Source organism: Ruegeria sp. HKCCD6647-2, assembly GCF_057221075.1.
This window is the reverse complement of record NZ_JBWVBD010000001.1, coordinates 25631-51547: the sequence shown is the minus strand read 5'-3', so window position 1 is coordinate 51547 and position 25917 is coordinate 25631. Positions and strand designations below refer to the sequence as shown.

At 55.1% G+C, this 25917-nt stretch carries 19 protein-coding genes; 5 read left to right on the top strand and 14 right to left on the bottom strand.

Annotated features, from left to right (window positions below; genetic code table 11):
• Positions 1-5: 5 nt before the first annotated feature.
• Both AC2TDJ_RS00220 and AC2TDJ_RS00215 read right to left on the bottom strand, forming a co-directional pair.
• Entirely contained in the window at positions 6-410 is a 405-nt protein-coding gene (locus tag AC2TDJ_RS00220) for a GtrA family protein (RefSeq protein ID WP_480838058.1), read from the bottom strand.
• Between the two features lie 29 nt (positions 411-439).
• Positions 440-1708, bottom strand: a complete 1269-nt coding sequence (locus AC2TDJ_RS00215) for a right-handed parallel beta-helix repeat-containing protein (protein ID WP_480838056.1) — start codon at positions 1706-1708, stop codon at positions 440-442.
• A gap of 444 nt (positions 1709-2152) precedes the next feature.
• Here AC2TDJ_RS00215 and AC2TDJ_RS00210 point away from each other — a divergent pair, with 444 nt between their 5' ends.
• From AC2TDJ_RS00210 to AC2TDJ_RS00200, 3 genes are all read left to right on the top strand, one after another.
• Positions 2153-4354 carry a right-handed parallel beta-helix repeat-containing protein gene (locus AC2TDJ_RS00210; protein ID WP_480838054.1) on the top strand — a complete coding sequence of 734 codons (2202 nt, stop codon included), beginning with the start codon at positions 2153-2155 and terminating at the stop codon, positions 4352-4354.
• A 588-nt stretch (positions 4355-4942) separates the two neighbouring features.
• Positions 4943-6160, top strand: a complete 1218-nt coding sequence (locus tag AC2TDJ_RS00205) for an O-antigen ligase family protein (protein ID WP_480838052.1) — start codon at positions 4943-4945, stop codon at positions 6158-6160.
• Positions 6161-6205: 45 nt separating this feature from the next.
• The gene (locus AC2TDJ_RS00200; RefSeq protein ID WP_480838050.1) at positions 6206-7135 is read left to right on the top strand and encodes a sulfotransferase domain-containing protein; all 930 of its coding nucleotides are present in this window, start codon (positions 6206-6208) and stop codon (positions 7133-7135) included.
• A gap of 7 nt (positions 7136-7142) precedes the next feature.
• Here the strand turns inward: AC2TDJ_RS00200 and AC2TDJ_RS00195 are convergent, their stop codons facing one another.
• The 5 genes from AC2TDJ_RS00195 to AC2TDJ_RS00175 are packed head-to-tail and all read right to left on the bottom strand — an operon-like array spanning position 7143 to position 12340.
• On the bottom strand, positions 7143-7823 hold the full coding sequence (locus tag AC2TDJ_RS00195; RefSeq protein WP_480838048.1) for a polysaccharide deacetylase family protein: 681 nt from the start codon (positions 7821-7823) through the stop codon (positions 7143-7145).
• Between the two features lies 1 nt (position 7824).
• A complete protein-coding gene (locus AC2TDJ_RS00190; protein WP_480838046.1) occupies positions 7825-8847 on the bottom strand; it encodes a lipid II:glycine glycyltransferase FemX in 1023 nt (340 codons plus the stop codon).
• Positions 8847-9791 carry a sulfotransferase gene (locus tag AC2TDJ_RS00185; RefSeq protein ID WP_480838044.1) on the bottom strand — a complete coding sequence of 315 codons (945 nt, stop codon included), beginning with the start codon at positions 9789-9791 and terminating at the stop codon, positions 8847-8849. The genes AC2TDJ_RS00190 and AC2TDJ_RS00185 overlap by 1 nt, the downstream gene beginning before the upstream one ends.
• Positions 9788-10780, bottom strand: coding sequence for a glycosyltransferase family 2 protein (locus tag AC2TDJ_RS00180; protein ID WP_480838042.1), 993 nt, complete (start codon positions 10778-10780; stop codon positions 9788-9790). The genes AC2TDJ_RS00185 and AC2TDJ_RS00180 overlap by 4 nt, the downstream gene beginning before the upstream one ends.
• Before the next feature lie 24 nt (positions 10781-10804).
• Positions 10805-12340, bottom strand: a complete 1536-nt coding sequence (locus tag AC2TDJ_RS00175; RefSeq protein WP_480838040.1) for an oligosaccharide flippase family protein — start codon at positions 12338-12340, stop codon at positions 10805-10807.
• Between the two features lie 346 nt (positions 12341-12686).
• Here AC2TDJ_RS00175 and AC2TDJ_RS00170 point away from each other — a divergent pair, with 346 nt between their 5' ends.
• Together AC2TDJ_RS00170 and AC2TDJ_RS00165 are read left to right on the top strand one after the other, a co-directional pair.
• Entirely contained in the window at positions 12687-13949 is a 1263-nt protein-coding gene (locus tag AC2TDJ_RS00170) for a nucleotide sugar dehydrogenase (RefSeq protein WP_480838038.1), read from the top strand.
• Entirely contained in the window at positions 13936-15192 is a 1257-nt protein-coding gene (locus tag AC2TDJ_RS00165) for a glycosyltransferase family 4 protein (protein ID WP_480838036.1), read from the top strand. Before AC2TDJ_RS00170 ends, AC2TDJ_RS00165 begins: the two co-directional genes overlap by 14 nt.
• Before the next feature lie 14 nt (positions 15193-15206).
• Here the strand turns inward: AC2TDJ_RS00165 and AC2TDJ_RS00160 are convergent, their stop codons facing one another.
• The 7 genes from AC2TDJ_RS00160 to AC2TDJ_RS00130 form a co-directional block, all read right to left on the bottom strand.
• Entirely contained in the window at positions 15207-16307 is a 1101-nt protein-coding gene (locus AC2TDJ_RS00160; protein ID WP_480838034.1) for an acyltransferase family protein, read from the bottom strand.
• Positions 16308-16350: 43 nt separating this feature from the next.
• Positions 16351-17889, bottom strand: a complete 1539-nt coding sequence (locus AC2TDJ_RS00155) for a hypothetical protein (protein WP_480838032.1) — start codon at positions 17887-17889, stop codon at positions 16351-16353.
• A 238-nt stretch (positions 17890-18127) separates the two neighbouring features.
• Positions 18128-19747 carry a VPLPA-CTERM-specific exosortase XrtD gene (xrtD, locus tag AC2TDJ_RS00150; RefSeq protein WP_480838030.1) on the bottom strand — a complete coding sequence of 540 codons (1620 nt, stop codon included), beginning with the start codon at positions 19745-19747 and terminating at the stop codon, positions 18128-18130.
• Positions 19748-19880: 133 nt separating this feature from the next.
• The gene (locus AC2TDJ_RS00145) at positions 19881-21317 is read right to left on the bottom strand and encodes a porin family protein (protein WP_480838028.1); all 1437 of its coding nucleotides are present in this window, start codon (positions 21315-21317) and stop codon (positions 19881-19883) included.
• Positions 21318-21479: 162 nt separating this feature from the next.
• Positions 21480-22106, bottom strand: coding sequence for a polysaccharide biosynthesis/export family protein (locus tag AC2TDJ_RS00140; protein ID WP_480838026.1), 627 nt, complete (start codon positions 22104-22106; stop codon positions 21480-21482).
• Between the two features lie 91 nt (positions 22107-22197).
• Positions 22198-24657 (bottom strand): tetratricopeptide repeat protein, encoded by a 2460-nt coding sequence (locus tag AC2TDJ_RS00135; RefSeq protein WP_480838024.1) that lies wholly within the window; start codon positions 24655-24657, stop codon positions 22198-22200.
• A 65-nt stretch (positions 24658-24722) separates the two neighbouring features.
• Positions 24723-25412: a sugar transferase gene (locus AC2TDJ_RS00130; protein WP_480838022.1), complete on the bottom strand. Its 690-nt coding sequence runs from the start codon at positions 25410-25412 to the stop codon at positions 24723-24725.
• Between the last annotated feature and the right edge of the window lie 505 nt (positions 25413-25917).

Here is a 25917-nt window from a genome sequence, read left to right as displayed (position 1 = left end):
ATCTCCTACCCAGGTTTTCGAAACACCCAGAGGGTCGAGATTATGTAATTTGCGACAAATGACGCGCCAATGGCCACCAGCAGGATGAACCAGAAGGGCAGAGCCGTGAAATAGGCCAACCCTTCCACCACTGCGAGGCGTATGCCCAGAGACGACAGTACGGCCAGAAAATACCTGCCGTATCCCCTGAGCGATATGGTGCTCTGACTGGTATGTTCATAACTAAAGATGTTGTGGCCGACATAATTGATGATCGAGCCCAGAATGAATCCCAGAGTCGAGGCTATCGCATAGGGCGTGGACAGAGTTACCGCCAGAAGCAGTGCCAGCACGTAATCAGCGGCCGTTCCGAGGGCACTGATGCCCAGGAATCTAATAAGCTGTCGTTTGTCGTTAAGGTCCGAGATCACGGCGACGGGGCTTTCTCAATGTCAATCATTCAACGGCTTGGGTAATTTTTGACAAGTGTCGAACCGGCTTTGAGGCGATCGATCTCACTGCCGGGACGAACACCATATTCATGAAAGCCATTGGTGGAACCCGTTTTGTAAACGATGAACTCACGATCATAGTAGCCACCGGCCGAGGGCGACACGTCCTGAATGATGGCATTGTTCAGAACGGCCCAGTCGCGTTGGTTCTCATATCCGGTGATCTCGCTGACGGCGTTCTGTTCAATGACGACAGAAGTCGAGGATGTCACGTTTATGCGAGGGATTGTCACTTTGCCGCTGTTGGATATGGGTACTCGGATTATGGAATTCTTGCGAATGGAAAGATCGTCCACACCGTGTATCGAGATACCATGAAGGTGTGCGTTATAGATAACGTTGTTCTCGATCAGAATGTTCCGATGGCGCAATTGCGGATTGCTCGTATCCTTGCCGCTGGCACCCATGAAGATTGTCTGAGTGTAGTCCCCGGCCCCGATGTCGAAAATATTGTCGCGGATCACGATATTGGTGCTGCGGGTATTCGTCGTGCGCATCAGCTGGATCATATCACGGTGATCCCGCGTGCTGCCGGCGCGGAAATTGTGCAAGGTGTTTCTTTCGATCACCACGTCATCAATCCCGCTGAATGCCATCCCGTCCGCACGAATATCGTAGATCTGGTTTCCCCGGATGGTAAGAAAAGTCGTGTGCACCGCCGTGATGGCACGCAACCACTTCCTCATGATGTTGTTGGAGATCGTGATTTTGGAGCTGTCCCGGATAAAAAGACCGCGGCCGTGCCCGATCCGGGCGTTATAGTCACCGTCGAATATCGAGTTTGAGATCGTGATGCCGTGGCTGTTTCTGATCTCAAAGCGGATAACATGCACCTTGTCACCTGGCGCCCGCACATAATCGAGCACCAGCCCGTCAAAGATGATGTTGCTGGACTTGGTCACGCGCAGCTCTGTCAGGCAGGCGGGGGACTGCGGATCAGCGGACCGTATGGTGACAGGCTTTTTGAATGTCTGCCGAACTCTCACCGCGCCATAGTTGCCGCCGGCCAGCAGAAAGGTTTCGCCTCCGCGCGCGCTTTTGAGTGCTGCGGTCAATTCCAGGGCGCTGCTGATGGCCTGACCGCCAGTGGCCTTCGGCAACGCTGCGGTGATGACAAAGCCACGGCAGGCGGTTGCGGCGTGCAATGGCGCGGCAAGAGCAAGCTGGAAAACGCAGACAATCAGCATCAGGCCAACGGAGGGGTATGTGAATCGCATGTGCAGTCACTCTTCCTGATGTAGGGTGCAGAATTACCCTACGAACACTCAAAAGCCTTGTCCATGACACGATCCGACAGGTTTCGAAGAGATGACTCGGCGCGCTTACGTACCGGAAAGGGGCAATTTACCGCCTACGATTAGCGCGGATACGCGGCCCAATGCCTGAAAAATGGCAAAACTGTGTCCTTTGTTGCGGAACGGGAATCAATTCGCCAAACCCTTAATTACCGCAAAGGGAAGAGGAACAATTCCCAGTATCGAGTATCGAGTTTAACTCGGAAATGACGGCAAAGGGGCAGTATTGTCCCAATTCGGGCGACAATTTCCAATCATAGCCATATTCCGGCCAACGTGTCGCCATTGTGCGGCTGTTCCATCTGCCCAAGTGAGCGGAAACTCGTGCGCTGCCACTCATAGCGCCACTGATACAGAAGGTGAAAGATGTCGACGATAATTACGGTAACGTCTGCGGCAGAGTTGAAGCAAGCTCTCTCACAGGCAACTGGTGGGGAAACGATACTGTTGGCAACCGGCGACTACGGTCGCCTGGATGTCAGCAATCAGTTCGCATCCAATGTCACAATCAAATCAGCAGATCTGAACGCGCCTGCTACAATCTCGGAACTGCGCGTCAAAAATGCAGCGAATATCACGTTTGAAGAAGTGAAATTCGACTACACGTTCAATGGCGAAGCTCAAAGCTACAGGCCATTCCAGATTCAGGGCAGTTCGAACGTCACAATCAAGGATTCGGTCTTTGATGGGGATGTGGCGTCGGGCGTGTCCTCGGCTGCGGATGGCTTTGGTACGGGTTACGGCCTGTATGTGCGAAACAGCTCGGGCGTAACCGTTGAAAACAACGAGTATTTCAACTGGCTCAATGCGCTGCATGTCGGTGCCAGCAGCAATGTTGCCATCAAGGGGAACAATATCCACTCGATACGCGCAGACGGGATGTATCTGGATGGCAACCAGGGCATTCTGGTTGAAGGGAACTACCTGCACGATTTCAACCGGTCGCTCAACTCGGGTGATCACGGAGACTTCATCCAGTTCTCCAAACTGCTTGGCCCGAGCACCGACATTACCATTCGTGGCAATGTCATCGATATGGCCGGCGGTGACTACGCGCAGGCGATCTTCATGGGAAGCGGTCATGCCGACCCCAGTGATCCCAACATGTTCTACCAGAATCTTCTGATCGAAGATAACATGATCTACAATGGTCATATTCACGGCATCACCGTGTCTGGCGCCAACAATCTGACAATATCGAACAACACCACACTGGCGGTGCCGGGCTTGCTGACCGGTGGGGTATCGGTGCCCGCGATAAACGTGTCGGGTGCTTCGACGAATGTCACGATCGACAAGAACGTTACATCTGGAGTTATCGGCCATAACGGGCAATCAGACTGGAACGTATCGAGCAACGTGTTTGCCCAGAATACAAATCCAAACGCGGCCAACTACTACGACAACCTGTTCACGTATTACGCCACCGGAGCGAAGGACGGTTACAACCAGTTTGGCGTCAAGCAAGGCAGCGTCATTGACAACCTGGGCGCAGGCTCGAGCCTGGCGCAGCAACTCCCGATGTCCTACGACAATTGGGTTGGTACCAGCACAACCGGGTCAACCGGATCGAACACTGGCACCACCAGCCCGGACAATGGGACCAACAACCCTGATTCAGGTGCGTCGAACCCGGATAACGGAACCAACAACCCTGATTCAGGTGCGTCGAGCCCGGACAATGGGACCGACAACCCCGATTCAGGTGCGTCGAGCCCGGACAACGGGACCGACAATCCCGATTCAGGTGCGTCGAACCCGGACAACGGGACCGACAATCCCGATTCAGGTGCGTCGAGCCCGGACAATGGAACCAACAACCCTGATTCAGGTGCGTCGAACCCGGACAACGGGACCAACAACCCCGATTCAGGTGCGTCAAACCCGGACAACGGAACTACCAAACCGGATACAGACACTTCCAGCCCGGATACAGGTCCTACAAGCCCGGATACCGGCCAATCGTCTGGCATGATCTTCGATGACTTCATCTTGGATATCGCAAACCTGCCGGGTAACGATCAGGCTTCGCTGAGAGGCGATGCGCATATCGCGGATACCGGGTCCGGTCCGGCGATTCAGTTGGATGGCACGGACGATTTCGTCAAAATCGGCCGGTTGAAAGAGTTCGAGGACTCGGATCAAATCGCCTTTACGATTGAATACGCCCGCGACGAGGCCGACGGCAGCACGCAGCGCCTGGTCTGGAACCACAAAAAATTCGGTGTGATGCTGACCAAAGACGGTCTGAAGGTGCATGTCGCAAATGACGACGCCAAGTTCCACAAGGGGTTCACTGCAGAAAACATCGGTCTGAACGACACTGAAACGCACGAGATCACCGTGCTGGCGGATCAGAGTGCGGATCGTCTGCAGGTTCTGGTCGATGGCCAAGTGGTCATTGATGAATCCAGTGTCGACTTCGACTTCACCGGTGGGCGTGAATACGGTTGGATGCTTGGATCTCCGTGGGGCGCCGACATGGATGGAGAGATCAGTGCGTTTGCCATCGATAATGAGGTCGAGTTCGTAAACACCTGGGTTCAGGATGACGCGCAGTTCATCTGATGCGTGATATTCTGAACAATAAGTAAACTACTTTCGGAATGTTTAAGCGGGGCGTACAGTGTTGCGCCCCGTTTTTTTCATTCTTAGGCCGAAGACTGGTGTAGTTGGGAACTATCGGCCAACTGGTTTCGGACATATTGCGAAGCAAGTTTTACACTTCGATCGCCCGCCAAGACATCAGCGGGTTTGGATGCATGAGTTTTCTCTATGATTCTGTGGCAATTGAGCTGAACAGGCGGAGGTTCGGCGTTGCGTATTGGAATGCGAAAGCGGGCAATAACATATCCAGGGCCGGGTCCATCCTTGTATGGTCGCGTTCCTGCCCATCAGATATAGGGTGAAAACAATTTGGCTTTTGGTAGTATGAAAGACGATTTTGAGCGTTGGGCAGCGAGGGGTTCGCTGCGCGGCAGACACCCGAGTTCGGGGATTTGAAACGAAGTCAGACAAAGTTCAGTGGTAGCATCGGCAGATACAGCAAGAACGTTACACGCACCGGGGGCACGGGCCAGTGCGAAGGGAAGCCCGTTTGTCATCCCTCTGCTTTTTTGCGGCTTTGTCCTGCCATTCTATTTTGAAGTCGCCGGATTGCAGATCGGTACATATCGACTGGTACTGCTGATCTTCTTTATTCCAGCCATGGTCCGCTGGCTTGATGGTTCCGGACGATACTATTTTGCCGATTACATGATGATCTTCTATGCACTTTGGAGCAGCTTGGCGATCCTCATAAACCATGGCATCGCCCGGTGGGAATACATCGGAATCGCCGCTGTCGAGACGCTCGGCCCCTATTTTATTGCACGCTGGATGATACGAGACGCAGACGCGTTTCGAGCCTTTGCCAAGTGGATGTTCATTCTGATTTTGTTCATGCTGCCGTTCAGCATCTATCAGTCGCTGATGGACAAATCCATCATTCTGGACTTCTTTTCCAAATTCGCGAAAGTGCCCAATGTTGTTCACTATGAACCGCGACTTGGATTCTATCGCGCGCAGGGGTCCATGCCGCACCCCATTCTGTTTGGAATATTCTGTAGCGTCGCGTTTTCTCTGACGTGGTACGTGCTGGGCTATGGCAAAGGGATGGGCAACAAGGCGAGCCGTGTCAGTGTCGTGCTTGCGGCGACCTTCACCTCCTTGTCTTCGGGGGCATGGCTTTCGGTGGCCGTGCAGATTGCCCTGATGATGTGGAAGGTCACGTTTGCTTCGATCAAGAAAAAGTGGAACCTGCTGCTGTATCTGTTTGCCGGGTTTTATGTGTTGCTCGATGTTGTGGCAACGCGGCCTCCGGCGCAGTTGTTTGCGGCCTATCTCACGCTGAACAGCAATTCTGCCTGGTACAGGATTCATATTTTCAACTACGCCTATGATGACGTCGTAAACAATCCGATTTTCGGCATTGGCCTCAGAACATTCAGCAAACCGGCCTGGATGGTTGCGAGCCTAGATAACTTCTGGATGGTTGTTGCTTTGCGCTATGGATTGCCCGCGCTGTTTGTGCTGCTTGCAACAATAGTGGTGATCTTCGTGGTCGTCGGGCGTGCGCCGCTGTCGGGCCGGTTGGCTAGCTATCGGTTGGGTTATCTGTTTGCGATGACAGGATTCAGCATCGCAGCCATCACGGTGCATTTGTGGGAGGCAACCTATTGCCTTCTGATGTTCATGCTGGGTGCCGGTGCCTGGATGATCGATGCGAAAGATGAAGCAGCGCAGTCCGAAAACGATGCGCGGGCACCGCAGGCGAAAAAGATAAGGTATACCCGGTTCGAACCCACGGAAAGGCAATCTGCCAAGGATGCGTGATCAGAGGAACCGAGGTTGGGGTGTTTAGTATAAGGAAGTTATTGAGTGTCAGCTCAGCCTGAAAAAATCATGACGGATGCCGGAATTGGCCGCAAACCCAAACGATCGGGATGGCGAAAGGCCGTCACGCAAATCCCCATTTCGTTTCGCAAGAACTATGGCCTGTTAAAGAACCCCGAACTGTGGCGGATGATGCCCCTGTTTCTGGCGTGCAGACGCGAGGCAAAAGGGGCTGCAAAGCTGCAGCACAGGATATTTGTAGGGACCCATCACAAAGCGATGACCACCTATTTCAAGGCTGTGCTCAAGTTGCTGGCCTTTGGACTTGGTGAACGGTTCGAGGACATTTCGCGACAGGCACCGGCGAAAGACACGAATGTATTTCTTTCGATACACAGTCAGACGCCGTTATCCGAAATCGGACCTTACCGCGGTATTCACATCATGCGCGATCCGCGCGACATGATCGTCTCGTCCTACCACTACCATCTTTGGACAAACGAGATCTGGGCGCATGTGCCCGACGAGAATGGGCAGACCTATCAGGAGAAGCTGCTGGCGGCAGACAAGACCGAAGGGCTGTTCATGGCCATTCGCCACTTTATCTTTTTCAGCCGCGAAACGCTGGAAAACTGGGATCTGAACGACCCGGACATTCTTGAGGTCTCCTATGATGACTTGATGGGTGAAAATCGCGACGAACTGTATGATGAAATGTTTTCCTTTCTTGGATTGAACAGCAAAGCGCATGAACTGGGGATTCGCCTGATGCGCCTGTTCGAAGCCGGTAAGCGCAGCAAGATCTCGGCAACAAAAACCAATGAACGCGCGCATATACGCAGCGGGCGAAGCGGGCAGTGGAAAGACGAGCTGGAACCAGAACATATTGCGTATATCGAACAGGAGCTGGGGCATATTCTGGACAAGTTCGGATATGCCCGGTCATCCGCCAACAGCTCGCAAGGCGCGGTGTGACCGTTGACTAACGCAGCGGAAGCAGTCGCTTTCTGATCATGCCAATGGCACGCCGCAATTGTCTGGCGGGGGTTATATGGCCGGCAAGAATCGCATCGAATTCAGTCTGGGTCATATCTCTGCGCAGGGAAGTGCGGGGGCGCAGAAAGACCGCGTCGTTCATTAACCCGGTGTCGCTGGAAAACGCTGCACGGTAACCATGGCGGCTCAGCGCGCGCAGGACGCGGGCGTTGTAGCGGCCAAAAGGTATCCCGGCTTCGGTCACTTGTTGGGCGCACAAGTCCTGCAATTCGTCGCGCGATTTAGACAATTCCATATCCAGCGCAGCAGGCGCCAACTGGCTCCAGTCGACATGTGCTATACCGTGGCTGCCTATACCCATCCCTGCGGCGACCAGGGCTTTGACATGATCACGCCCCAGCGAACCGGGCTCATCCAATCGCCCCGTCAATACAAAGAAACTGGCGGTCAGATCTCGCTGCTGCAAGGCAGGCAAGGCGATCTCGTAGTCCGAGAAGTTGCCATCGTCGAAAGTGATGACGAATTTTCGCGGGTCTGGCGCAGAAGCAACGCGGTCCAGGATATCCGTGAACTGCGTTTCCGACAGCCAGTACGGTGCCTCGCCGTCTTCCAGATCCCGCGCCGGAGTACCGATTCCGTGGAAATTTATGCCAATTTTCTGCACCACGTCAGGACTTCAGCTTTCTGTGCATGGATTCCGCAATGTCGATCAGGCTGGCACCATACCCGGCAGGCCGGGCTTCGTAAGGTCCAGCAGCAACGGATTCCTTGCCCCCGGTTCGCAGCTTGAATCGGGTAACGCTTGGGTTTGTCTCGGGATCAATGCCGCCCAAGTCGAAGCATTTGACCCCCTGCTCGCGGCAGTAGAGCATGGCTTGCCACATCAAGTAATGCCCTGCATTCAGTCGCCGCCCAGCTTCCGACGTGGCGCCGAATAAATACGTCGCGTTCCGGCCGGCACACCCAATGGTCATCGCACCGATATCCTCGCCATCTTTACGCGCGATCAACACGTCATGGTCGAAATCCTGCCCCGACAGATCGTAGTAGAAGTCCGGAGGGATATCGGGTTGAAACCCTTTGGCTTCCCGCACCTGTTCGTACAGATGGGAGAAGCGATCTGACAACTCTGATATCGCGCCCCTTTCCAGTTCCAGCCCGGCCTTCAATGCGTTGCGCAGCGGATTGCGCCATTTGCCATGTAAGGCGCGCATCAGGTCGTCATCATCGTGATCCGGATCAATCAACACAGTTCGATACACTGCGGCCCTATCCGTCGGTTCAAAACCGGCTTGTACAATGGCCTGTTCCGGCGGAACCGCCTGCACAGGAAATCGCAGGCGCAATACGTGACCTGCGTCATACGTATAGTCGCGCAATTTCGACAGGATCGTGCCCATCATCGCCACAGATGGTTCGGGCTGGCTGCTGCTACATGTGAGTGGACCGGCCGCAATCCAGGCGATACCCCGGTTCAGTAGCGGGATTTTCTTGATCCTCAAACAAGCCGCGGCAACCGGGGTGTTCTGCGCATTGTAAAGGGCAACGAATTTTGCATTGGCGCCGATGCGGTGCGCAGCCGCCTGCGCGTAGGTCAGGCTCTGTTCATATGTCAGATCACTGAACAGGCCACTGATGCGGGGCCAGTCTTCTGGTGTGACGGTTCGAAGGGAGAGCTGGTTTTGATCCATCAATCCGCCACCCTGACGTCCTGACGTCCCAGAAAACCTTCCAGCAAGCCCTCTTCGTCGGCATCGAGTGGCTTGGAAGGTCTGAGAGTGAATTGTTCGGGAAGCGTGTTTTGCTGCAACGCCACTGCGGGGACACTGTGCGCGGACAGAAATCCGGCCACATCGGACAGTGTTCCCTTTGGGTCGGCACAAAGCGCCGCGTAATCGATCACGAAGCGCCGGTCCACGCCGACATGGGCACAATCGCGTTCGATATCTTCAGCCACGCCACGGACCTGACGGCATGCCCGTTCGATATCCGTGTCACCCCCTGCGTTCGATGGGCGAACGGACCACCAGTCGTCCTCGTGCGCCTCCGGTCCCTTTTTGCGGCGCTGTGCCCGCAGGATCGATCTGGCGGTGTCTTTGGCGTCGCGCCGCACTTCCATAAACAGGCAATTGGGAAACAAGGCATCCAGCAGGCGCACCCGGTTCGAGTGCATGACGTTCTTGTTGATAAAGGGCGAGGAAGACAGGTTCGACATTCCGGATATCGTTGATCTGATCTCATCGACTGGCAGCGTCGCAATCTTGCTCTCATCTGCCCATGGGCCATCCTCCAGCCAGCGCTGCCAAATCCAACCCCCTTCATTTGGCGCGGCCCAACCGGAAATATGGCCATAGTCACTTTGGTAGGACGGAATATGACGAGAGATGAAAGGTCGCCCGAACCTGGTTGCCGCCAGAGGTGTCTTGAAAAACCGATGTGCCAGGTTGGTGAAATAAGAGAACTCGAACTGCGTCGTCATCAGTTCATAGAACAACGACGTCCCGGATCTTGGTGCGCCCAGAATAAACACGTGGGGCCATCTGGCCGCGGGCTGCTGCGACAGCATTTTGGCCTCCATCGGACCAAGAGCCGTATGCACCGTCCCGCGCACGATGGATTTCGCCAGCGCCTTCATGTCACCAACCCGATATCAGGTTGCGGAGGCGTTTGCCCTTTCGGTTGCCTGAACAAAGCGCCCAGCAAGAATGCAGTCCGCGCGCGCCAGGCTTCGGCTCCTTTGTGGCCAGGTCGGACCAGAGAGATGGGCAGAAACCAGACGGCGCGAAGAAGATCGGCCAGCGTCATAAGCGCGGTTCCAAGCCAAGCGATAAAGGGGCCACGCGTAAAACGAAGGAAAAGAATGTGGCCCTTGGCGATTTCAACGGATTTCCACGGAGAGGTCTGACCCGTAGAGACGGCGCCATAGTGCATGAGGCGAACCTCAGGATTGTAGCGCACTTTCAACCCGGCCTGCCGGACGCGCCAACACCATTCGGATTCCTCGCTATACATGAAAAAGCGGTCATCCATCATCCCTACCTTTTCAACGACATCCCGCGAGATCATCATGAAGCAACCAGCGACGACCTCTACGTCCTGTACCGCATCACGCGATAACGAGGCATAGCGCTGATCACCGAACAACTGGCTGCGACGCAGGACCCGGTTCGGGACAACGAGACCCCAGAACAACTTGCCAAGCGAAACTTCCCGGAACAGGGTCGGCTGTTGCGTGCCGTTTTCCAGTGATACATGACCACCCAAAATGCCGACCTGCGGGTTCTCTTCCATGTAGCAGACTGCACGTTCGAGCGTTCCCTCATAAACCAGCGCGTCGGGATTAAGGACCAGCAGAAAGCGCCCCCGCGCGCTTCGGATACCGACATTGTTCCCCCAAGCGTATCCGCCGTTATGACCGGCTGCCAGTATAGTTGCTTGCGGATGGGCTTTGCGCAACGCTTGGACACTGCCATCCTGGGAATCGTTGTCGACCACGATCACTTCGATATCCAGTGACCCGGAGTGATCCAGTACAGACTGTATCGCCTTCGATGTAACGTCAGGGGTTTTGTAGTTTACAATAATGACGCTGAGATCGATCCGAGGTGTCGCGGTTTGTGTCATGATCCGCAACTTTCCCTTTTATTGCTAGTGGAAGACATGTCTGCGCATCTTCCCGGCCAGCCTGAATACCGCGCTTTCCACACCTTCGGGCCGTTTGGACAGGTGCCAGAGCAACAAGTGAGTACCGACATAGGCCCCGGCCCCCACCAGAACCTTCACAATGAAGCGAAAGCGCAACAGGGGCAGATCGTCGAATGACTCGTACGCCCAGCCGATCACTTCGGTGCTGCCATAAGCGCTGCCGACAAACAGCACAGCGGCAATCATGACCAGAGTCGAGACAAAAGACCGCCAGGCAACTGTCAATGGGCCGACAAATGTGCGTTTGCCATATCGCTTTGCCAAAAACAGGGTCGTCACGATTGCGGCTGCACTTCCGGCCCCCGCGCCAGCGAGCGCCCCGGTGAAGCCGTAGCCCACCCCGACCCACATAAACAGGCATACAATTACCAAAAGGAAAGTGTTGCGGATCAGTAGAATCCTGGTCGATCCTTCGACATAGGAAGCCGACTGGACGTTCTCCTGCAGTGTTTCCAGTGCTTTCAGCGGCGCCAGAACCCATATGACCTGGGCCGCGCCCAACCATTGCGGACCAAGCACCACGATCACGACGTGATTGGCCACCAATGCCATTCCAACCGAAACGGGCAAGACGATGGCAAGCAGCAGTTCGTTCAGCCGGTTAAACGTTTCGTCCTGCCTGTTCGTGTTGCGTGAAATATCTGCAAGTCCAGGATAAAGCACGCGTTGCAACGGGGCGAACAGTTGCGTGGTGACCAGCGTGCTCAGCCGGTTTCCCAGCCGAAATACACCTGCATCCGAAAGCCCCAGCGTTGCACCAACAATCAGCTGCGGCATATTTCTTGAAAAGAACTGGGCCACCAGTGCACCGGTGGACCAGATTGAAAAAGAAAAGCAATCGTGCCAGCGCGCCAGTGACAATTTCGGAACCATCGGCGCAAAGTAGAATGTCCAGGCGCAGCGTGTGGTCAAAGCGCAGAAATTGGCCACGACGATGGCCCAGAAATCCCCCCAGTACCAGGCCAGGCTGATTGCGATGGCCGAGTAAATGATCCGGCTCAGCGTTTCTTCTCCGGCGGCGAAGCCGAAGCGCAGATTGCGTTCGTACAGAACGAAACGCGGGCTCTTGATGGCTATGATCAGAGACAGCACGCAAAGAAGAGGAGTCAGCGGAACCAGTTCCGGCAGCCCGATGAATTCGACAAAGGGTCGGGACGCATAAAACAACAAACCGGCAGTGACACCGAGGATCACCTGAAAGGTAAATACCGTCTCAAGATGTTCATGGATGACGTCTTCGAGCCGGATGAGTACGTTGGAAATCTGCCGTTGCATCATTTCCAGAAAGGCGGTGGCGACCAGAAAATATGCGGCGATACCGAAATCCTTCGGCGTCAGCAGCCGCGCCGTCACCACCAATGTCACCAGCCCCAGAACTTGACGAAACAGGCTGGATGCCAGCAATGTCGTGGCCCCGACGGCCAGAGCGGCGCTGCGCGACGAGTTACCATTCTGCTTCGGTTCGGTTGATCGCTTCAAGTTCTTTAACTTTCCATACTCGCAACAAATTACGTCAAATCGCGCCAGTGTTTCCAGATCGCGCATACATCAGAACCTCGGTCAGTACCGGAAAACGTGATTCCGGAACAGTGGCCGGGGGCGGAAAACTACACTGATAGTGCTATAATATATGCGGTTCGCAACGATTTAGTTCCATTTGTCAAAGGGCACTTGTTTTACCTGTCAGCACATTGAATTCTGCGTCAAATTGTAATTTCACTCGGTGTCATGAATTGGACACTAATTGCGTGAATATGCCAAGCAGGTGAAGATTTTTTGCTTGTGAATGGTTTACGAGTATCGAGTTTCGAAATGGTGTGACGGAATGAAGATTGCGATTTTCGGTTTGGGGTATGTGGGGTTCACCGCGGCGTGTTGCCTGACCCGTGAAGGGCATGAGGTAATCGGCATCGATGTGAATGCCGACAAGGTCTCGGAAATCAACGCTGGCCAACCGCCGATCAAAGAACCCCAGGTGGCCGGGTTGCTAACTGCGGCACTCGGGAAAGGGTTGATCCAGGCCACCGTCGAAATGCCGGACCTTTCAGATGTGGATCTGGCTATTGTCTGCGTTGGCACGCCCAGTTCCACCGATGGCTCGCACAACATGAGCTTTGTGGCCGAGGTGACGCGCCAGATTGCCGAAACCGTGTCACCCGACCGGGCACGGCCTCTGACCGTCGCGTATCGCTCGACCTTCCGGCCCGGCACCGTGCGTCAACTGATCGAGCCGATCTTCCAAAGTTATCTGGGCGACCGGACGGCGCAGGCGGTCGAAATTGTCTATAACCCCGAGTTCCTGCGCGAAGCCTCGGCTGTGGAAGATTTTTTCAACCCGCCGAAGATTGTTGTCGGCACCGCAGATGGCAAGCGATCGGGGGTGATGGACGAGATGCACGAAGGTCTGGATGCACCGGTCTTTTATACTGCCTTTGAAGAGGCCGAGATCACCAAATTCGTCGACAACACCTGGCATGCAACCAAAGTGGCATTTGCCAATGAGATCGGCCGGATCTGTCATCGGATGGGCGTGTCGGCTAAGACCATGCACGAGATATTCGTCTCGGACACCAAGCTGAACATCTCGTCCTATTACATGCGCCCCGGTGGTGCGTTCGGGGGGTCCTGCCTGCCCAAGGACGTCCGCGCGCTGCAGCACATCGCGGGTGAGGTTGGCGCGCATACCCATCTGATCGACAGCCTGTTGCAGACCAATCAGGCGCACAAGAGTTACCAGGCGCAGGACATCATGGCCCGGCTGCCTGAAGGCGCGCGCGTTCTGATGGCGGGGTTGGCCTTCAAGGCCGGAACTGATGATCTACGCGAAAGCCCCAATGTGGATATTGCCCGGCGGCTGCTGCAGGCCGGCTATCAGCTCTCGGTTTATGATCCGGCGATCAAGCCAGCCGACCTGCGGGGGCAGAACCTGGGCTATGCCTTCACCCACTTACCGTCGGTGGGTCGCCTATTGGTGGATCGTGCCACGGCCGAGGCCGGACCCTGGGATCTGGTGATTGGATCGAACAGGATTGTGGACGAGCTGAGCCTTGGCGATACAAGGGTGGTGAGAACCTATGAATATGACTAGCCCTGTGCCCGCCGTTCAGCCGATTTCATTCGAAGAGCTGCGCCAGAGCCAGCCCCTGAAGGGCCTCAAGGTTCTGATCGTAGTGGAAAACCTGCCCGTCCCCTTTGACCGTCGCGTCTGGATGGAGGCCCGCACGCTGGCCGCGGCCGGCGCGCTGGTTTCGGTCATCTGCCCTACCGGCAAGGGCCATGAGGAACGCGTCTGGGAAGACGAAGGCATCAAGGTTTATCGCCACCCGCTGCCGCTGGATGCCAGCGGTGCGCTGGGGTATCTGCTTGAATATGGCGCGGCGCTGTTCTGGGAAAGCTGGCTGGCGCTGCGGATCAAGCTGACGCGCGGCTTTCACGTCATTCATGGCTGTAACCCGCCCGATCTGATTTTTTTGGTGGCGCTGCCGTTCAAGCTGTTTGGCGTGCGCTATCTGTTCGATCACCACGACATCAACCCCGAGCTTTACGAGGCCAAGTTCGACAAGCGCGGGTTCTTTTGGAAGCTGATGAAGACGTTTGAACGCCTGACCTTCGCCTCGGCGCGGGTGTCGATTGCCACCAATGAAAGCTATCGCAAGATCGCCATCGAACGGGGTGGAATGGCGCCTGAGGATGTCTTCGTAGTCCGCTCAGGCCCCGATCTGAGCCGCCTGCAGCACCTGCCCCCGAACCCCGATTGGCGCAACGGGCGAAAATACATGGTGGGTTATGTCGGCGTGATGGGCGATCAGGAGGGGATCGACCTCCTGCTGGAATCCGTGGCGCATCTGGTTGGGGTTCAGGGGCGCGAGGATATCCAGTTCTGTCTTGTGGGCGGTGGCCCCAGCCTGGACAAGCTGCGGGAACTGTCCATCGAAATGGGGCTGTCGGATTACGTGACTTTCACCGGCCGGGCGCCGGATCATGATCTGTTCGAGATCCTGTCAACCGCGGATGTCTGCGTGAACCCGGATCGGGTGAACGAGATGAACGACAAATCCACCATGAACAAGATCCTCGAATACATGGCCTTCGAGAAACCCATCGTTCAGTTCGACGTGACCGAAGGCCGATTCTCGGCGCAGGAGGCATCGCTATATGCGAAGGCTAACGATCCTGTGGATATGGCTGACAAGATCACCGAATTGCTGGCGGATGAGGAACGCCGCGCGGCCATGGGACGCTACGGTCGCGCGCGTGTCGAGGCCGAGATGGCCTGGCCACATCAGGTACCCGCGCTGATTGCAGCCTACAAGAGAATCTGGAAAGGCTAGCCGGACCGCCCGGTTTATTTTGCAGCTTGCTTTGACTCCACCGGCTTTGGAGTTTTGGAACGATGGCGCAGTTTCATCGCCGGCGCCTCGACAAGGTGCCAGGACAGCACCGCGCAGACAAGCGTGAAGGGCAGGGAAATCGCGATATTGATGGCAGGCGTGGTGACCCCGGACTGCGCGACCAATTGTTGGATCGGAAACGCATAAATATAGACGCCATAGGAATAATCCCCCAGCTTGTTGTAAAGCAAAAGCCGGGGCGTTCTTGCATACCCGCAAAAGAACACTGCATAAGACAGGCCGACTGCGAAAACCGGCATAAACAGCGGCGTAAACCAGGCCGCAACGGTGACAGCAGTCACCCCGCCTAGCGTTCCCCAGGACAGCGGTATGTTGTGTCGGAACAGGTAAAAGATCATTCCGGTAATGAAGGGCAATCCAAGCCGTGCAAGCTGCTCGATACGCGGGTTCAGCTCAAAGATCATCGTTGCGGCGTAGACGCACAAAAACAGCAGTGAAAGTCCGACAAAGGCTTTGCGGTGCCCGAGCAACCCAAGTACCCCGCAGGCGAAGACACCGGCGTAACAGGTCACTTCGTAGGACAGTGACCAGAGCGATCCGTTGATGCCGCCGCCGCCGGGGTTGTCGCCGAATACGCCAGGCAAAGAGTACTGTAAGTTGAACAGGGTGATATTTCGGACGAAATATTCTCCTGTCGCGGCCCAATAGACCGATGGGGCCGCTTCGGTCAGAAACAACCCTGCAAACAGGATCGTCACAATCAGTACCGTGGCCAGCGCAGGGAACAGGCGTAGGACCCGGGCCAGCAGGAACGACGATATGGACGACGTCCGGTCAAAGCTGCGGGTAATGAAAAAGCCTGAGATGGCGAAGAATATCCAGACGCAAACGGTTCCCAAGGCCGTACCGTGCAACAATGCTTCGAGCGGTTGGCGAGCACCGACGCCCCAGCTCAGCGGAAAGGCGTGCGAAACCAGCACCCCGGCGGCTGCCAGAATGCGGATCAGGTTGAAGTTGTTGTCGCGCCCGCCTGACCGGTCAGAAATGAATTCAACCCGGTTCCCGGTGGCTGCGCGCGTCGGTTCAGCTTTCATCTGCGGTTCCCTGGGCTGATATTATCATGAACTCAGAATAGGGCTATTGCGCGGCGGTTCTTTGGTACAGAGTCCACGGAGCGGTTGCTGCCAGGATGTGGAAGCCCTGAACTTCTGCTCGAAATGAGTCCATCGAACATATTACAACTGTATCTGTTCTTACGTCCTCCAGAACAGACAAAGCGGAAACAACTGTGTGGTTCGCCTCGGAACTGATCTGCTGGGTGGCCGCCTGCACATTGCGCAAAGTGCCAACAATGCGAATAGGTTGCTGTGTGGGGTTGGCGAATGTGGGAATGGCGGTTTCGTTGAAAGCCATCAGAAACGGCAACGGCATGCAACTGGAAGCAACAGCACCGGGGTCTTCAGTGCCTTCAAGATAAATGCCCGCGCCCAAGCTGCGCGTGTCGTGCTGGTTGAGGGCGTCCAGATAAGATGAATAGACCAAGCCATCCTGATACCAAGAAATGCTTAGTATCAAGTTGCGTGTCAGAAAGACGGCCCCCACCGCCAGAAGTGCAATATGCCGATGCTTTGTGGGTGCCTGAGGGTTCTGGGACAGGCTTGCGGCGAGAAGTGCCAGCAACAATAGAGGGATGCGTTCGCTCAGATGCCCGACGCCGAATAAGTTTGGGGGAGTGATAACAACCAGAACAGCACAGAGCGCCACAGCAAGTTTCATGCGTTTGTCGATTTGCCAAACACCGACCAGCAGACCGATAATCAACATGCTCCAGATTACCAGTCCAAGACCATAATCGGCCATGCGCGCGGTCGATTCAGCCACGCGCAGAATGCCGTCGATCCGTAGCGAGATTTCCGTGCTCAAACGGGCTGCAAGCGTTCCCTGTTCTGCATGAGCCACGAAATTCGTAAAAGTCGTGGTTGCGCCGCCACCGACCGTTTTTGTCTGGAGAAACAAAAGAACCGGAGCCACGGCAATCAGCAGCAACCGTCCCGCCCGACGCGCAAGATTCGGCAGGTTTACATGACCTGCCTGACGCGCAATCGCGAGCTCAACCATGCACAGCAGCAGACCCCACAGCGCGAAAGCCAGGCCATGGATAAAAAACAGGATCAGACCAAGGCCGGCCGTGACCAACAGTTGCCGAGTGGGCCGGTCCTGCGTCGCAATCCAATACCCCGTCGCACCCAACAGAAAGCCCAGCCCAAGCAGGAAATTCGAAAACCCCCAAATCAGAATGTGGTTATATGCGACCAACCCGGCCAGCAGGACATTCAGTGTTGAAACTCTGCCATGCAGAACATGTGCGAGGTAAAGCACACCAGCAACGAGTGCGGAAATGATCAGACCCGCAATCAATTTGGCGCCGAGTAACGGGGAGAGCAGCTTCATGATGCCGACACCAATGATGTCGAGGCCCAGATTGGGCAGCAATTGCCAGGCGGCTTCGTAACTTTGTTGGAACGCGGCCGAGTCGGTGAGATTGGCCAGAATATAATATCGCGCAATGTGAGCGTAAAAATCCGTCAACGGAAGGACGGGTGTAACGAAGAGAGGAACAAGGCTGGCAATCAGCACGAGCAACAGAACCAGGCGCAATTGGCCACCACGAGTCATGATATCTGGTTCGGCTTTTGACACACTGTTTCCATATGACAGAATATTGGTCATCGCGTTATTTTGCTGCTCGAAGGCCCTATGGCCTTACGTTTGATGGGCAGAGTTGCCTCGGCGCATCACGTGTCTCTGAGTAGCGGTGAGTGGATGACACGTGTTTTGGGATCAGGTTGAATATGGTGCTTTCCTTTGGTGTGAACATGAGGGTTTCGGTCATGCGATTTGGCCGGGATACTTGTTAAAATGGTACGAATTGTGGCAAGCGGTTAAGACTTGGCTCCATAAAGCGTTGCAACCGCGCATCCGCGTCTGCTTCGGTTTCTCCGGCCCGGATCGGTGTGACAAAGCGAACCAGCGCTCCATCCGTGCGCCCCATCGTGAACCCGTCCTGAATTACACTCAGCTTGGCACGGAAGTCGTTGACCATGCGCTTGCCGCGTTGTTCAAACCAGTAATAGACAAGCTGCTTTGACAATTCCTTCTGGATCACGGCGCGGTTGACCGTGAAACTGCCATACGGGGTGTTGCCGGGATTAACCTCGAACGGTTCAAGGCTGAAGATTTCCCAGCCGCCAACGGGGAGACAGACCTCTGGTGAGTGAATGCCATCGCCATCTGTTTGCTTGTCGTAGAACGCGACGAACATGTTCACGTAATCGCCCGACTCGGTATCTATGTAGCTGGTATTGAGATAATCGCTGGCACCAAGAACTTGCTCGACTTCCGGATCAAGACTGGTGGTCGCACCCGACCAGGGCCCAAGCTGCCTGGGGTACAACACAAAAGGATCCCGTTCGATCGGTTGGATTTCCGATGCGGGACGCAACGCCCAGGCGGTTGAAACCGCAAGTGTCAAAAGGGCCGCAACTGCCATCGCCGCCGAGGCTTTGATGCTCAGGATGCGCAGTGCAATGGGGCCGAACCCTTCGGTATCCAGATCAATCGTTTCGGTAAATGGTTGCGGGTTGGGCGTCAGGCGTTGAAGCCCGATTGCCATGAGAAACAGTATAGCCACGCACAGCAGGAAGATGATCCAACCTTCGAAGAAATGCATGAACCCTTCGGCCTGTTCGATCCCGTTGTGATTGACCAGAACGCCAATCACCCCGATGCGGATTGAATTCATCAGCACGGTCAAAGGCGCCGCGGAAAGCATCAAAACCGCCTTGTGCCAGACCGGCCCTCGATAAAGCAGGGCGAAGAGGTAAGAGAAGCTCAGAATCGGGAACAGGTAGCGCAACCCGGAACAGGCCTCGGCCACCTGCAGCTTATAGACGCCCAGATCGATAACATTGCCTTCGATAAAAACCGAGACGCCGGCCATTTGCACAAACCAGACGCCAAGTTCCGAAGACACCCATTGAAGAAAGATCGTCAGCTTCCAATAGATGAACTGAGGCAGCGGCAGCATGAAAACCAGATGGATCACTGGCAACTGATGGTATTTGCCACGCTCCCAACCGAACACGACCAGCATGACACCGCCGACCCAAATGATCATCGCATAGGTGACGATGTCCGGAATGCGAGCCAGGTTGCCCAGAACGGCAACCAAAAGCGCCACCAAGATGACGGCAATACCCGGCCAGCGGTCATTCACTGTAGGGCTGGGCGTGGGATAGTTGCGCAGCTCGCGCAGGAATAGATACAACGAGATGACAGGGATCAGTGGTCCGTGGCTGTACTCGGGCGTAGTCCACGCCGCGCCCAATGAGACAATTCCGATCCAGAAAATCGGTACTGACCCGATCAGAAGCAGGCAAAACCAGAACAGCCCCGCCGCGTTTATACTGGGCAGGGCATTCCGGGCTACGTCAAGCGTAGAGCCCTGACTATCATTCGAGTCGAGACGGTGCATTGCCGACAATCATACTAAAATAACACCTGCATTTAAATTGTTCGGTCACGGTTCGCGCAGTTTTGAACCGCCGTCGAAACAATAGGTGTATTTCGACAACATTATTGCAGATCTAATAGTAAGCCTTTGAAAGTCAGGGCCTTAGTGTGAACCGGCGCCCAAGTGTCACAAAAACCATGTTGGAATCAGCTCTGAAACCGTTCTGATCATCATATTCATACTGATACCCAACGTTCATAGCCCAGTCCCGGGTGATCGCGCGGGTATACCCGGCGCTGAATGTGCCGCGCTGGCGAGGGTTGGTCGAGGCTGTTCCTTCATCTTCCTGGTCGATGTAGCTGACGCCAAAATTCAGGGCAGATACCGGGTTGATGAAATAATCATATGTCAGAAAAACAAGGGTCTGACGGGTTTCCACGCTCTGCGTGCTGGTGCCGACCCGTCTTTGGACCGTTGCCCCGATCTGAGAACTGGCCAGCCGGTGTCGATAATCGATCTGCCCGATTGGGGTAACCTCGTCGAAGGGGCCTCTGGTAAATCCTGCATTGAAAGCAAGCGTAGAACTGGCCCGCTGGTAGCTCCGGCCGAATGTCGCGTTGATCCGGGACCCATTCACACCAAATGTCTGGTCGAACAGGATATCGGCAGTCCCATCCGGCAGCGTTTTGGTCCAGGCGAAATTCCAAACGAAATCTTCAGTTACGTTGTTATTGCTGGTCGTGCGTTCGGTGTCGTCCACCCGACTGTAGCCAAGGTTCGCGCTGACCGTGGTGACGGCGGAGACATCATAGGAAGCACCGGCCGACGCCACCGTTGTTCGCCGATCGGTCCGCACGCTGTCCTCGGCCTTAAAATCCTGGTAGCTGATGCGAAGGTTACCCTGCAGGGTAGGAGAGAACCGAAACAACGTTGTCGCGATGTAGTCGTCGAAACTGTTGTCGAACAGGGACGGATCGATTGTACCCGAATATGTCCGCTCGCGGTGGGCGTAGTTGAAGCGGAAACCCACGGGATCGTTCAGGCCAACCTCCCAATCCAGACCAGCGCGCGTGTTGACCTGATCGCCAACTGTACCGAGGACGTCAGACGAGTCGATGACGCCATCAAGGTTCGTGTCGGTCAGCGAGCGGTTAAAGGCCAGATCTCTTTCGCGATATTCCAGCAGCAGTCCAAGTTGGCTGTTGGCGCGCGTGCGCTGATAGGCCAGGCGCGCCAGCGGATCCGAAAAGTCGTATTCCGTGCCGATAACCGGTTCATTTGCGATCCGGTAAAGCCCCGACAGATCAAAGTTCAGAGTGGAATCGGCCGTTTGTTTAATAACACTCAGCGCCAGGGTGTTTTCCCACCAGGTGGTGGCCCCGAGAGACGGATCGGTCAGACGGAGATTATCGTCGTGCCTGAGCGACGAAAAGTAATCCAGCGTGACGGTAAGACCGGTCCCGGTGCCTGTCTGCTGACCAATTGCTGGCTGGCCGACACGGCGGGCGGGGTTTCGCTGCGCTTGCTGTGTAATAAGCTGCAGGCTGGGTACCTGCTGAACTTGCGCCGACTGAACCGTGGTCTGCTGCACAGTCGTTTGCTGCGTTGTCGCCAGGGTTTGCTGGGTGGACGCTGCCTGTTGCTGTGTTGACGTTTGCTGCCCGATCGCCGGTGTTATTAGAGTAAAAGCAGCGACCCCACCCCCAATTGCAGAGGTAAGCCTGAATTTGGATTTCCCCACCTGTATCAGCCCCTATTCGAACAAGCGGCGCGATGGAACCACAACGACGTCTCCGGGTTTAAGCACAGTATTGCCTTTGATGCCGCTGCCCGATCCATTGTAATTGTATGTATATTTGTTCATCACGCCTGTTTTACTGTCAGCCCTGCGCAATTCGATGCGTTTTGGGGCCGCGAAGTTGGTCAGGCCACCGGCCTGAGCCAAAACCTGAAGAATGGTTGTGCCTTGAGTTGCCAGATGTTTGCCCGGAATACTCACTTCACCCATGATAAAGACCTCAATCGTCGGTCCGGATGCAGCAAGCCCGCCCTGAAGTGGCGGCGGAGCAAGCGACGCGATCGAGATAAAAACTGTCGGTGGCGTATTGAAATTGGGCGCCAGCGCAGAAGACAGAGATGACCCGAGCCCGCCGGTCGATTGACCCGCGGCACGAAGTGTTCCAGCCAATGGAAAGTTTATTGATCCGTCCGGCAGAACCAGAACTGTTCTGTTGAGCGTTGGATCTTCCAGAACCTCTACTCGCAATGCATCACCCGGTTGGATCTGATATGACTGCGCCCAGGCGTGGCTTGCTACAACCAAGGTCACGACAAACGCGATCAGCGATCCAATTGCATTCCGCATACTAAAATCTCTCATCTTTTTTCCCCTTATGCCTTGTTCTATTTTTCTAAACAATCCCCGTTGAATTCGCCGAAGGCATGATGCGGCAGAATTGCAGCGGTGTCTATTACTGCCCAGCAGCAATTTCGTCGCTTAGTCTTTGTATCTCGTCATTTAATCCCAGCGTTACTTTCAGGGTGATCATGGTATTTTGCGCGGCTTCGAAGGCTTTCAGCGCGTCTTCTTTCCGACCAACGGCCTCGTAAGCTTTGCCCAGGTGATACAAGACCAGCGGGTGATCTGGCATGGCTTCAGCAGCGGGTTCCAGATAGGTCAGAGCCTCTTCAAAATTGCCGAGCCGATAGGCCACCCAGCCATATGTTTCCTGAAATGCCGGAACCCGTGTTCCACGCAACCGGCGCGCCAGACGCTGCGCTTCCTGCAGGCTTTCTTCGTCCGTGCGATGGGTCGTCAGCAGGCTGGCGAGGTTGTTGGCGACAACCAAAGAACGGTTGCTGAGTGGATACAGCTTTTCGTAGACAGCAATCGCGTCATCCAACTCACCGGCGCGTTCGTGTTCCGCAGCCTGAAGCATCAGCAAGTCCGGGTTGTCCGGAACAACCTGCAAAGCTTCCTTCAAAGTCACAGTGGCTTGTTCCGGCCTGTCGAGTTCGGATTGCAGCAGATAGAGCGCAAGCCATGCCCGGTCCGTGTTGGGACGATCCCGCAGAATCCCGCGGTAAAGTTGCTCTGCTTCGTCGAACTTCTCTTCGGTGACCAACGCACGTGCTTTCACGAAACGAAGGATCAGGGAATCGGGGTCTTTTTTAAGCAACTCATCAAGATGCGCCGTAGCGCCGGCAACATCGTCCTGAGTCAGCATCAGTCGGATCAGGGCGATATCCGCGGGCAAACCGAATTCGGGGTCGTTGGCCAGTTCGTTCAGCAGTTCGGTCAATTCGTCCATCCGCCTCTGAGCCGCCAGCATCTGCGCCCTGAGTTCACTGGACTGACGCATCGCGTCGACATTGTCCAAGTCCTCGATGGTGTTCAGAACCGCCGCCAACCGATTCCAATCCTGCATAATCAGATAGACCTGTCCCAGTTGAACCAGCAGGCCGGGGTTGTCCGGGTTTTGGCTCAATGCTTCAATCAGAATGCCCTCGGCGATTTTGTTGTCGCCACCCTGGATCAGGAAATTTGAATAGCGCAGCGCTTCTTCGGGCGCGCTGTTCGAGACTTCGACAGCAAGCGCCAGCATCTCGCCCATCAATTCCCGGTCACCATTGCGTTCATGCGCCTGCGCCATGAGAGACATCAGCTGAAAGTCGCGAGGGGCGGCGCTCAAGGCTTCGCGCAACAGCAGGATTGCGTCGCCTATCTTGTCTTCTTCGATCAACCACGCCGCCTTGAATTTGACTGCATCCGCCTGGGAAACGTCTTCTTCCAGCACCTTTTCGATCAACGCGCGCCCGGCCTCGATTTGACCTGATGCAAACAGCATGCGCGCGTATTCCACCTCGCTCTCGCGGGTCTGGGTCGTGCGTTCAGCGCCTTCCAGCAGCTCTTGCATCTCGGCAAGCGCCTGTTCTCTGTCACCCGATTGAAACTTTAGCGCGGCACGCATGGTTTTGAACCGGGGTGTGTTGCTTCCACCTTCAGCGATGATAGCGCCCAATTCGGCAATCGCTGCGTCAGCACCGCGGTGCTCAACCAAAAAAGCAACCAGTCTTTGAACAGGCAGTGTGTTGTCGGACTCAGGTTCCAATTGGTTCCGCAGGATTTGCTCAGCGGCGTCGAGGTTGCCTTGGTCCACGTGGTGTTCAAAGAGCATCTGAACGACACCAGTGTCCTCGGGGAACAGAACCAACATCTTCTTGAGCTGAGCTTCGATTTCCGCAGGTTTTACCAACTCCTGCAAAGCCCGAAGCCGAATTGCGTACAGGTTGGCTTCTTTCGGCGCAAAGGTCAGAGCTGCGTCGATCTGGTCGAGCAAGGTATCCCACTCCTGGGCACGTACCAGGTGGTCCACGACAATCTGACGTGCAGAGATCAGTTCAGGGTGCTCGTCCAGCAAGGTGCGGGCGTTGTTTACCGCAAGATCCACCGCAGCAGCGTTTCCGTTACGAATACCATCCGTGTAGGCCAGCGTGTTGTTGATCGAGTAGATTTCAACGTCATCCGGGGCGAGTTCTTCGGCGGATTTGGCGTACCGTCGCAGATCTTCCCAATTGCCCAATTGCAGGGCCATTTCCGCCAAGGCGCGATGACCTTCCAGATTGTCGGGATATTGCTCGATCACAAGCAGGTACTGGCTGTACGCGATGGGAATGTTTCCGCGTTCGCGTTCAAGCCGCGCATAAGTTAGACGGGCCTCCTTGTGCTCACCGTTCAGTTTGAAAACATTCCTGAATTCGATCAGAGCACGATCGACGTCGCCCTCTTCCAGATGAGCAAGGCCAGCTTGATAATGTGCCTCGGCCCGTTCTTCGGCAGAGTCGCAGGCGCTCAGAAACAATGACAGGGCGAGAACGACAACCGCCAGACCTTTGCCGGTCGGGAACCCAGATTTGTTTAGTTTTGTCATTCTTAATCTATCCTGCGACGTGTTTTGCTGCGTGATCCGATTAGACCCGGCAGCAAACTATGGCGTCAACAGCCAGTACCGCGCAGAACGACGGAAACCGTCCGCATCAGAATGCTGGAATCCGACGCAAATGACATCGTTTCCCAGTATTCAGTGTCGTGGTGGGCACGCTCGGCGAACGAGGAATTGTTGCGCTTGGAAACCTGCCACAGACCTGTGATACCGGGCAGCATCGAGTAATAGCGACTGCCGGGATACAGGTCCTGCTGGTTTACCATCATCGGGCGTGGGCCGACCATTGACATCTCACCCACCAGCACATTCCAGAATTGCGGCAGCTCATCCAAAGAGCTTTTGCGCAGGAACGACCCGAATTTGATGATCCGCGGGTCATCGCGCAGTTTCTGATTACGGCTCCACTCGTCCTGCGCCTCAGGATTCGCGGCAAGGTGTTTTTTCAACACGGTTTCGGCGTCATGCACCATCGTGCGCAACTTGAGCAGTTTGAAGATCTGACCGTTCCGGCCAACTCTTTCCTGGCGGTAGAACGGTGATACGCCCTGGCACGCCAGAAAGACCGCCAGGACAAGAATAACGGGCACCACGAACGGCGCGCTCAACACAACGAAAGCGACGTCGAGAATGCGTTTTCCATTTCGTCTGTAGTACCCCGATTTATGTACCGAGGTCCGTGGAACAGAAATCTTCGGATAGACCGCACGAGCGTCGGCTACCTCTTTCGAATGAATTGTCACTATTTAAACCCCCGGCACACACAACAACCCAAGAATCACCTACCCAACTCAGGAACCAACTACGCTCAACCTCAAATCTTGCTCAAAACTGTTATACTTTTATGTCTCTTTTGACCTCCGCCGATATTCACACGTTATGGCGGGCGACCTGAGATCAAGTTTTAACAAATTCTTACCTTCTTGCAAAACAAAATTCATGTTCTGCCGGGCGCCCGAACGCTGCATTTGCGTGGAGTCCGGGATACAACGAGATAGCGGTTCCTTTTGATTTAAATGCATTTTCTGCGTATTTTGTTGCCTATTTGGAAACAGTAATCGATTTTAGAATAGATAGGTTCCTGGAATCAGGTTTTTTGGGAAATATGAAGGTGCTGAAAATTACATCACTGCAGAGGCGCGCAGCCATTTTCCCGACCAGAACACTAAACGCGCATTGCGAAACAATCGCCCGATTAGTCCGAGATTGAGGCCGCCCAAAGGTCAATACGCCGCCTGTAAAGTTCTA

Coding starts and splice junctions, on each gene's coding strand:
- AC2TDJ_RS00215 (WP_480838056.1), bottom strand. CDS start 1,708: ATGCGATTCACATACCCCTCCGTTGGCCTGATGCTGATTGTCTGCGTT.
- AC2TDJ_RS00210 (WP_480838054.1), top strand. CDS start 2,153: ATGTCGACGATAATTACGGTAACGTCTGCGGCAGAGTTGAAGCAAGCT.
- AC2TDJ_RS00190 (WP_480838046.1), bottom strand. CDS start 8,847: ATGGATCAAAACCAGCTCTCCCTTCGAACCGTCACACCAGAAGACTGG.
- AC2TDJ_RS00185 (WP_480838044.1), bottom strand. CDS start 9,791: ATGAAGGCGCTGGCGAAATCCATCGTGCGCGGGACGGTGCATACGGCT.
- AC2TDJ_RS00180 (WP_480838042.1), bottom strand. CDS start 10,780: ATGACACAAACCGCGACACCTCGGATCGATCTCAGCGTCATTATTGTA.
- AC2TDJ_RS00170 (WP_480838038.1), top strand. CDS start 12,687: ATGAAGATTGCGATTTTCGGTTTGGGGTATGTGGGGTTCACCGCGGCG.
- AC2TDJ_RS00165 (WP_480838036.1), top strand. CDS start 13,936: ATGAATATGACTAGCCCTGTGCCCGCCGTTCAGCCGATTTCATTCGAA.
- AC2TDJ_RS00160 (WP_480838034.1), bottom strand. CDS start 16,307: ATGAAAGCTGAACCGACGCGCGCAGCCACCGGGAACCGGGTTGAATTC.
- AC2TDJ_RS00155 (WP_480838032.1), bottom strand. CDS start 17,889: ATGACTCGTGGTGGCCAATTGCGCCTGGTTCTGTTGCTCGTGCTGATT.
- xrtD (WP_480838030.1), bottom strand. CDS start 19,747: ATGCACCGTCTCGACTCGAATGATAGTCAGGGCTCTACGCTTGACGTA.
- AC2TDJ_RS00140 (WP_480838026.1), bottom strand. CDS start 22,106: ATGAGAGATTTTAGTATGCGGAATGCAATTGGATCGCTGATCGCGTTT.
- AC2TDJ_RS00135 (WP_480838024.1), bottom strand. CDS start 24,657: ATGACAAAACTAAACAAATCTGGGTTCCCGACCGGCAAAGGTCTGGCG.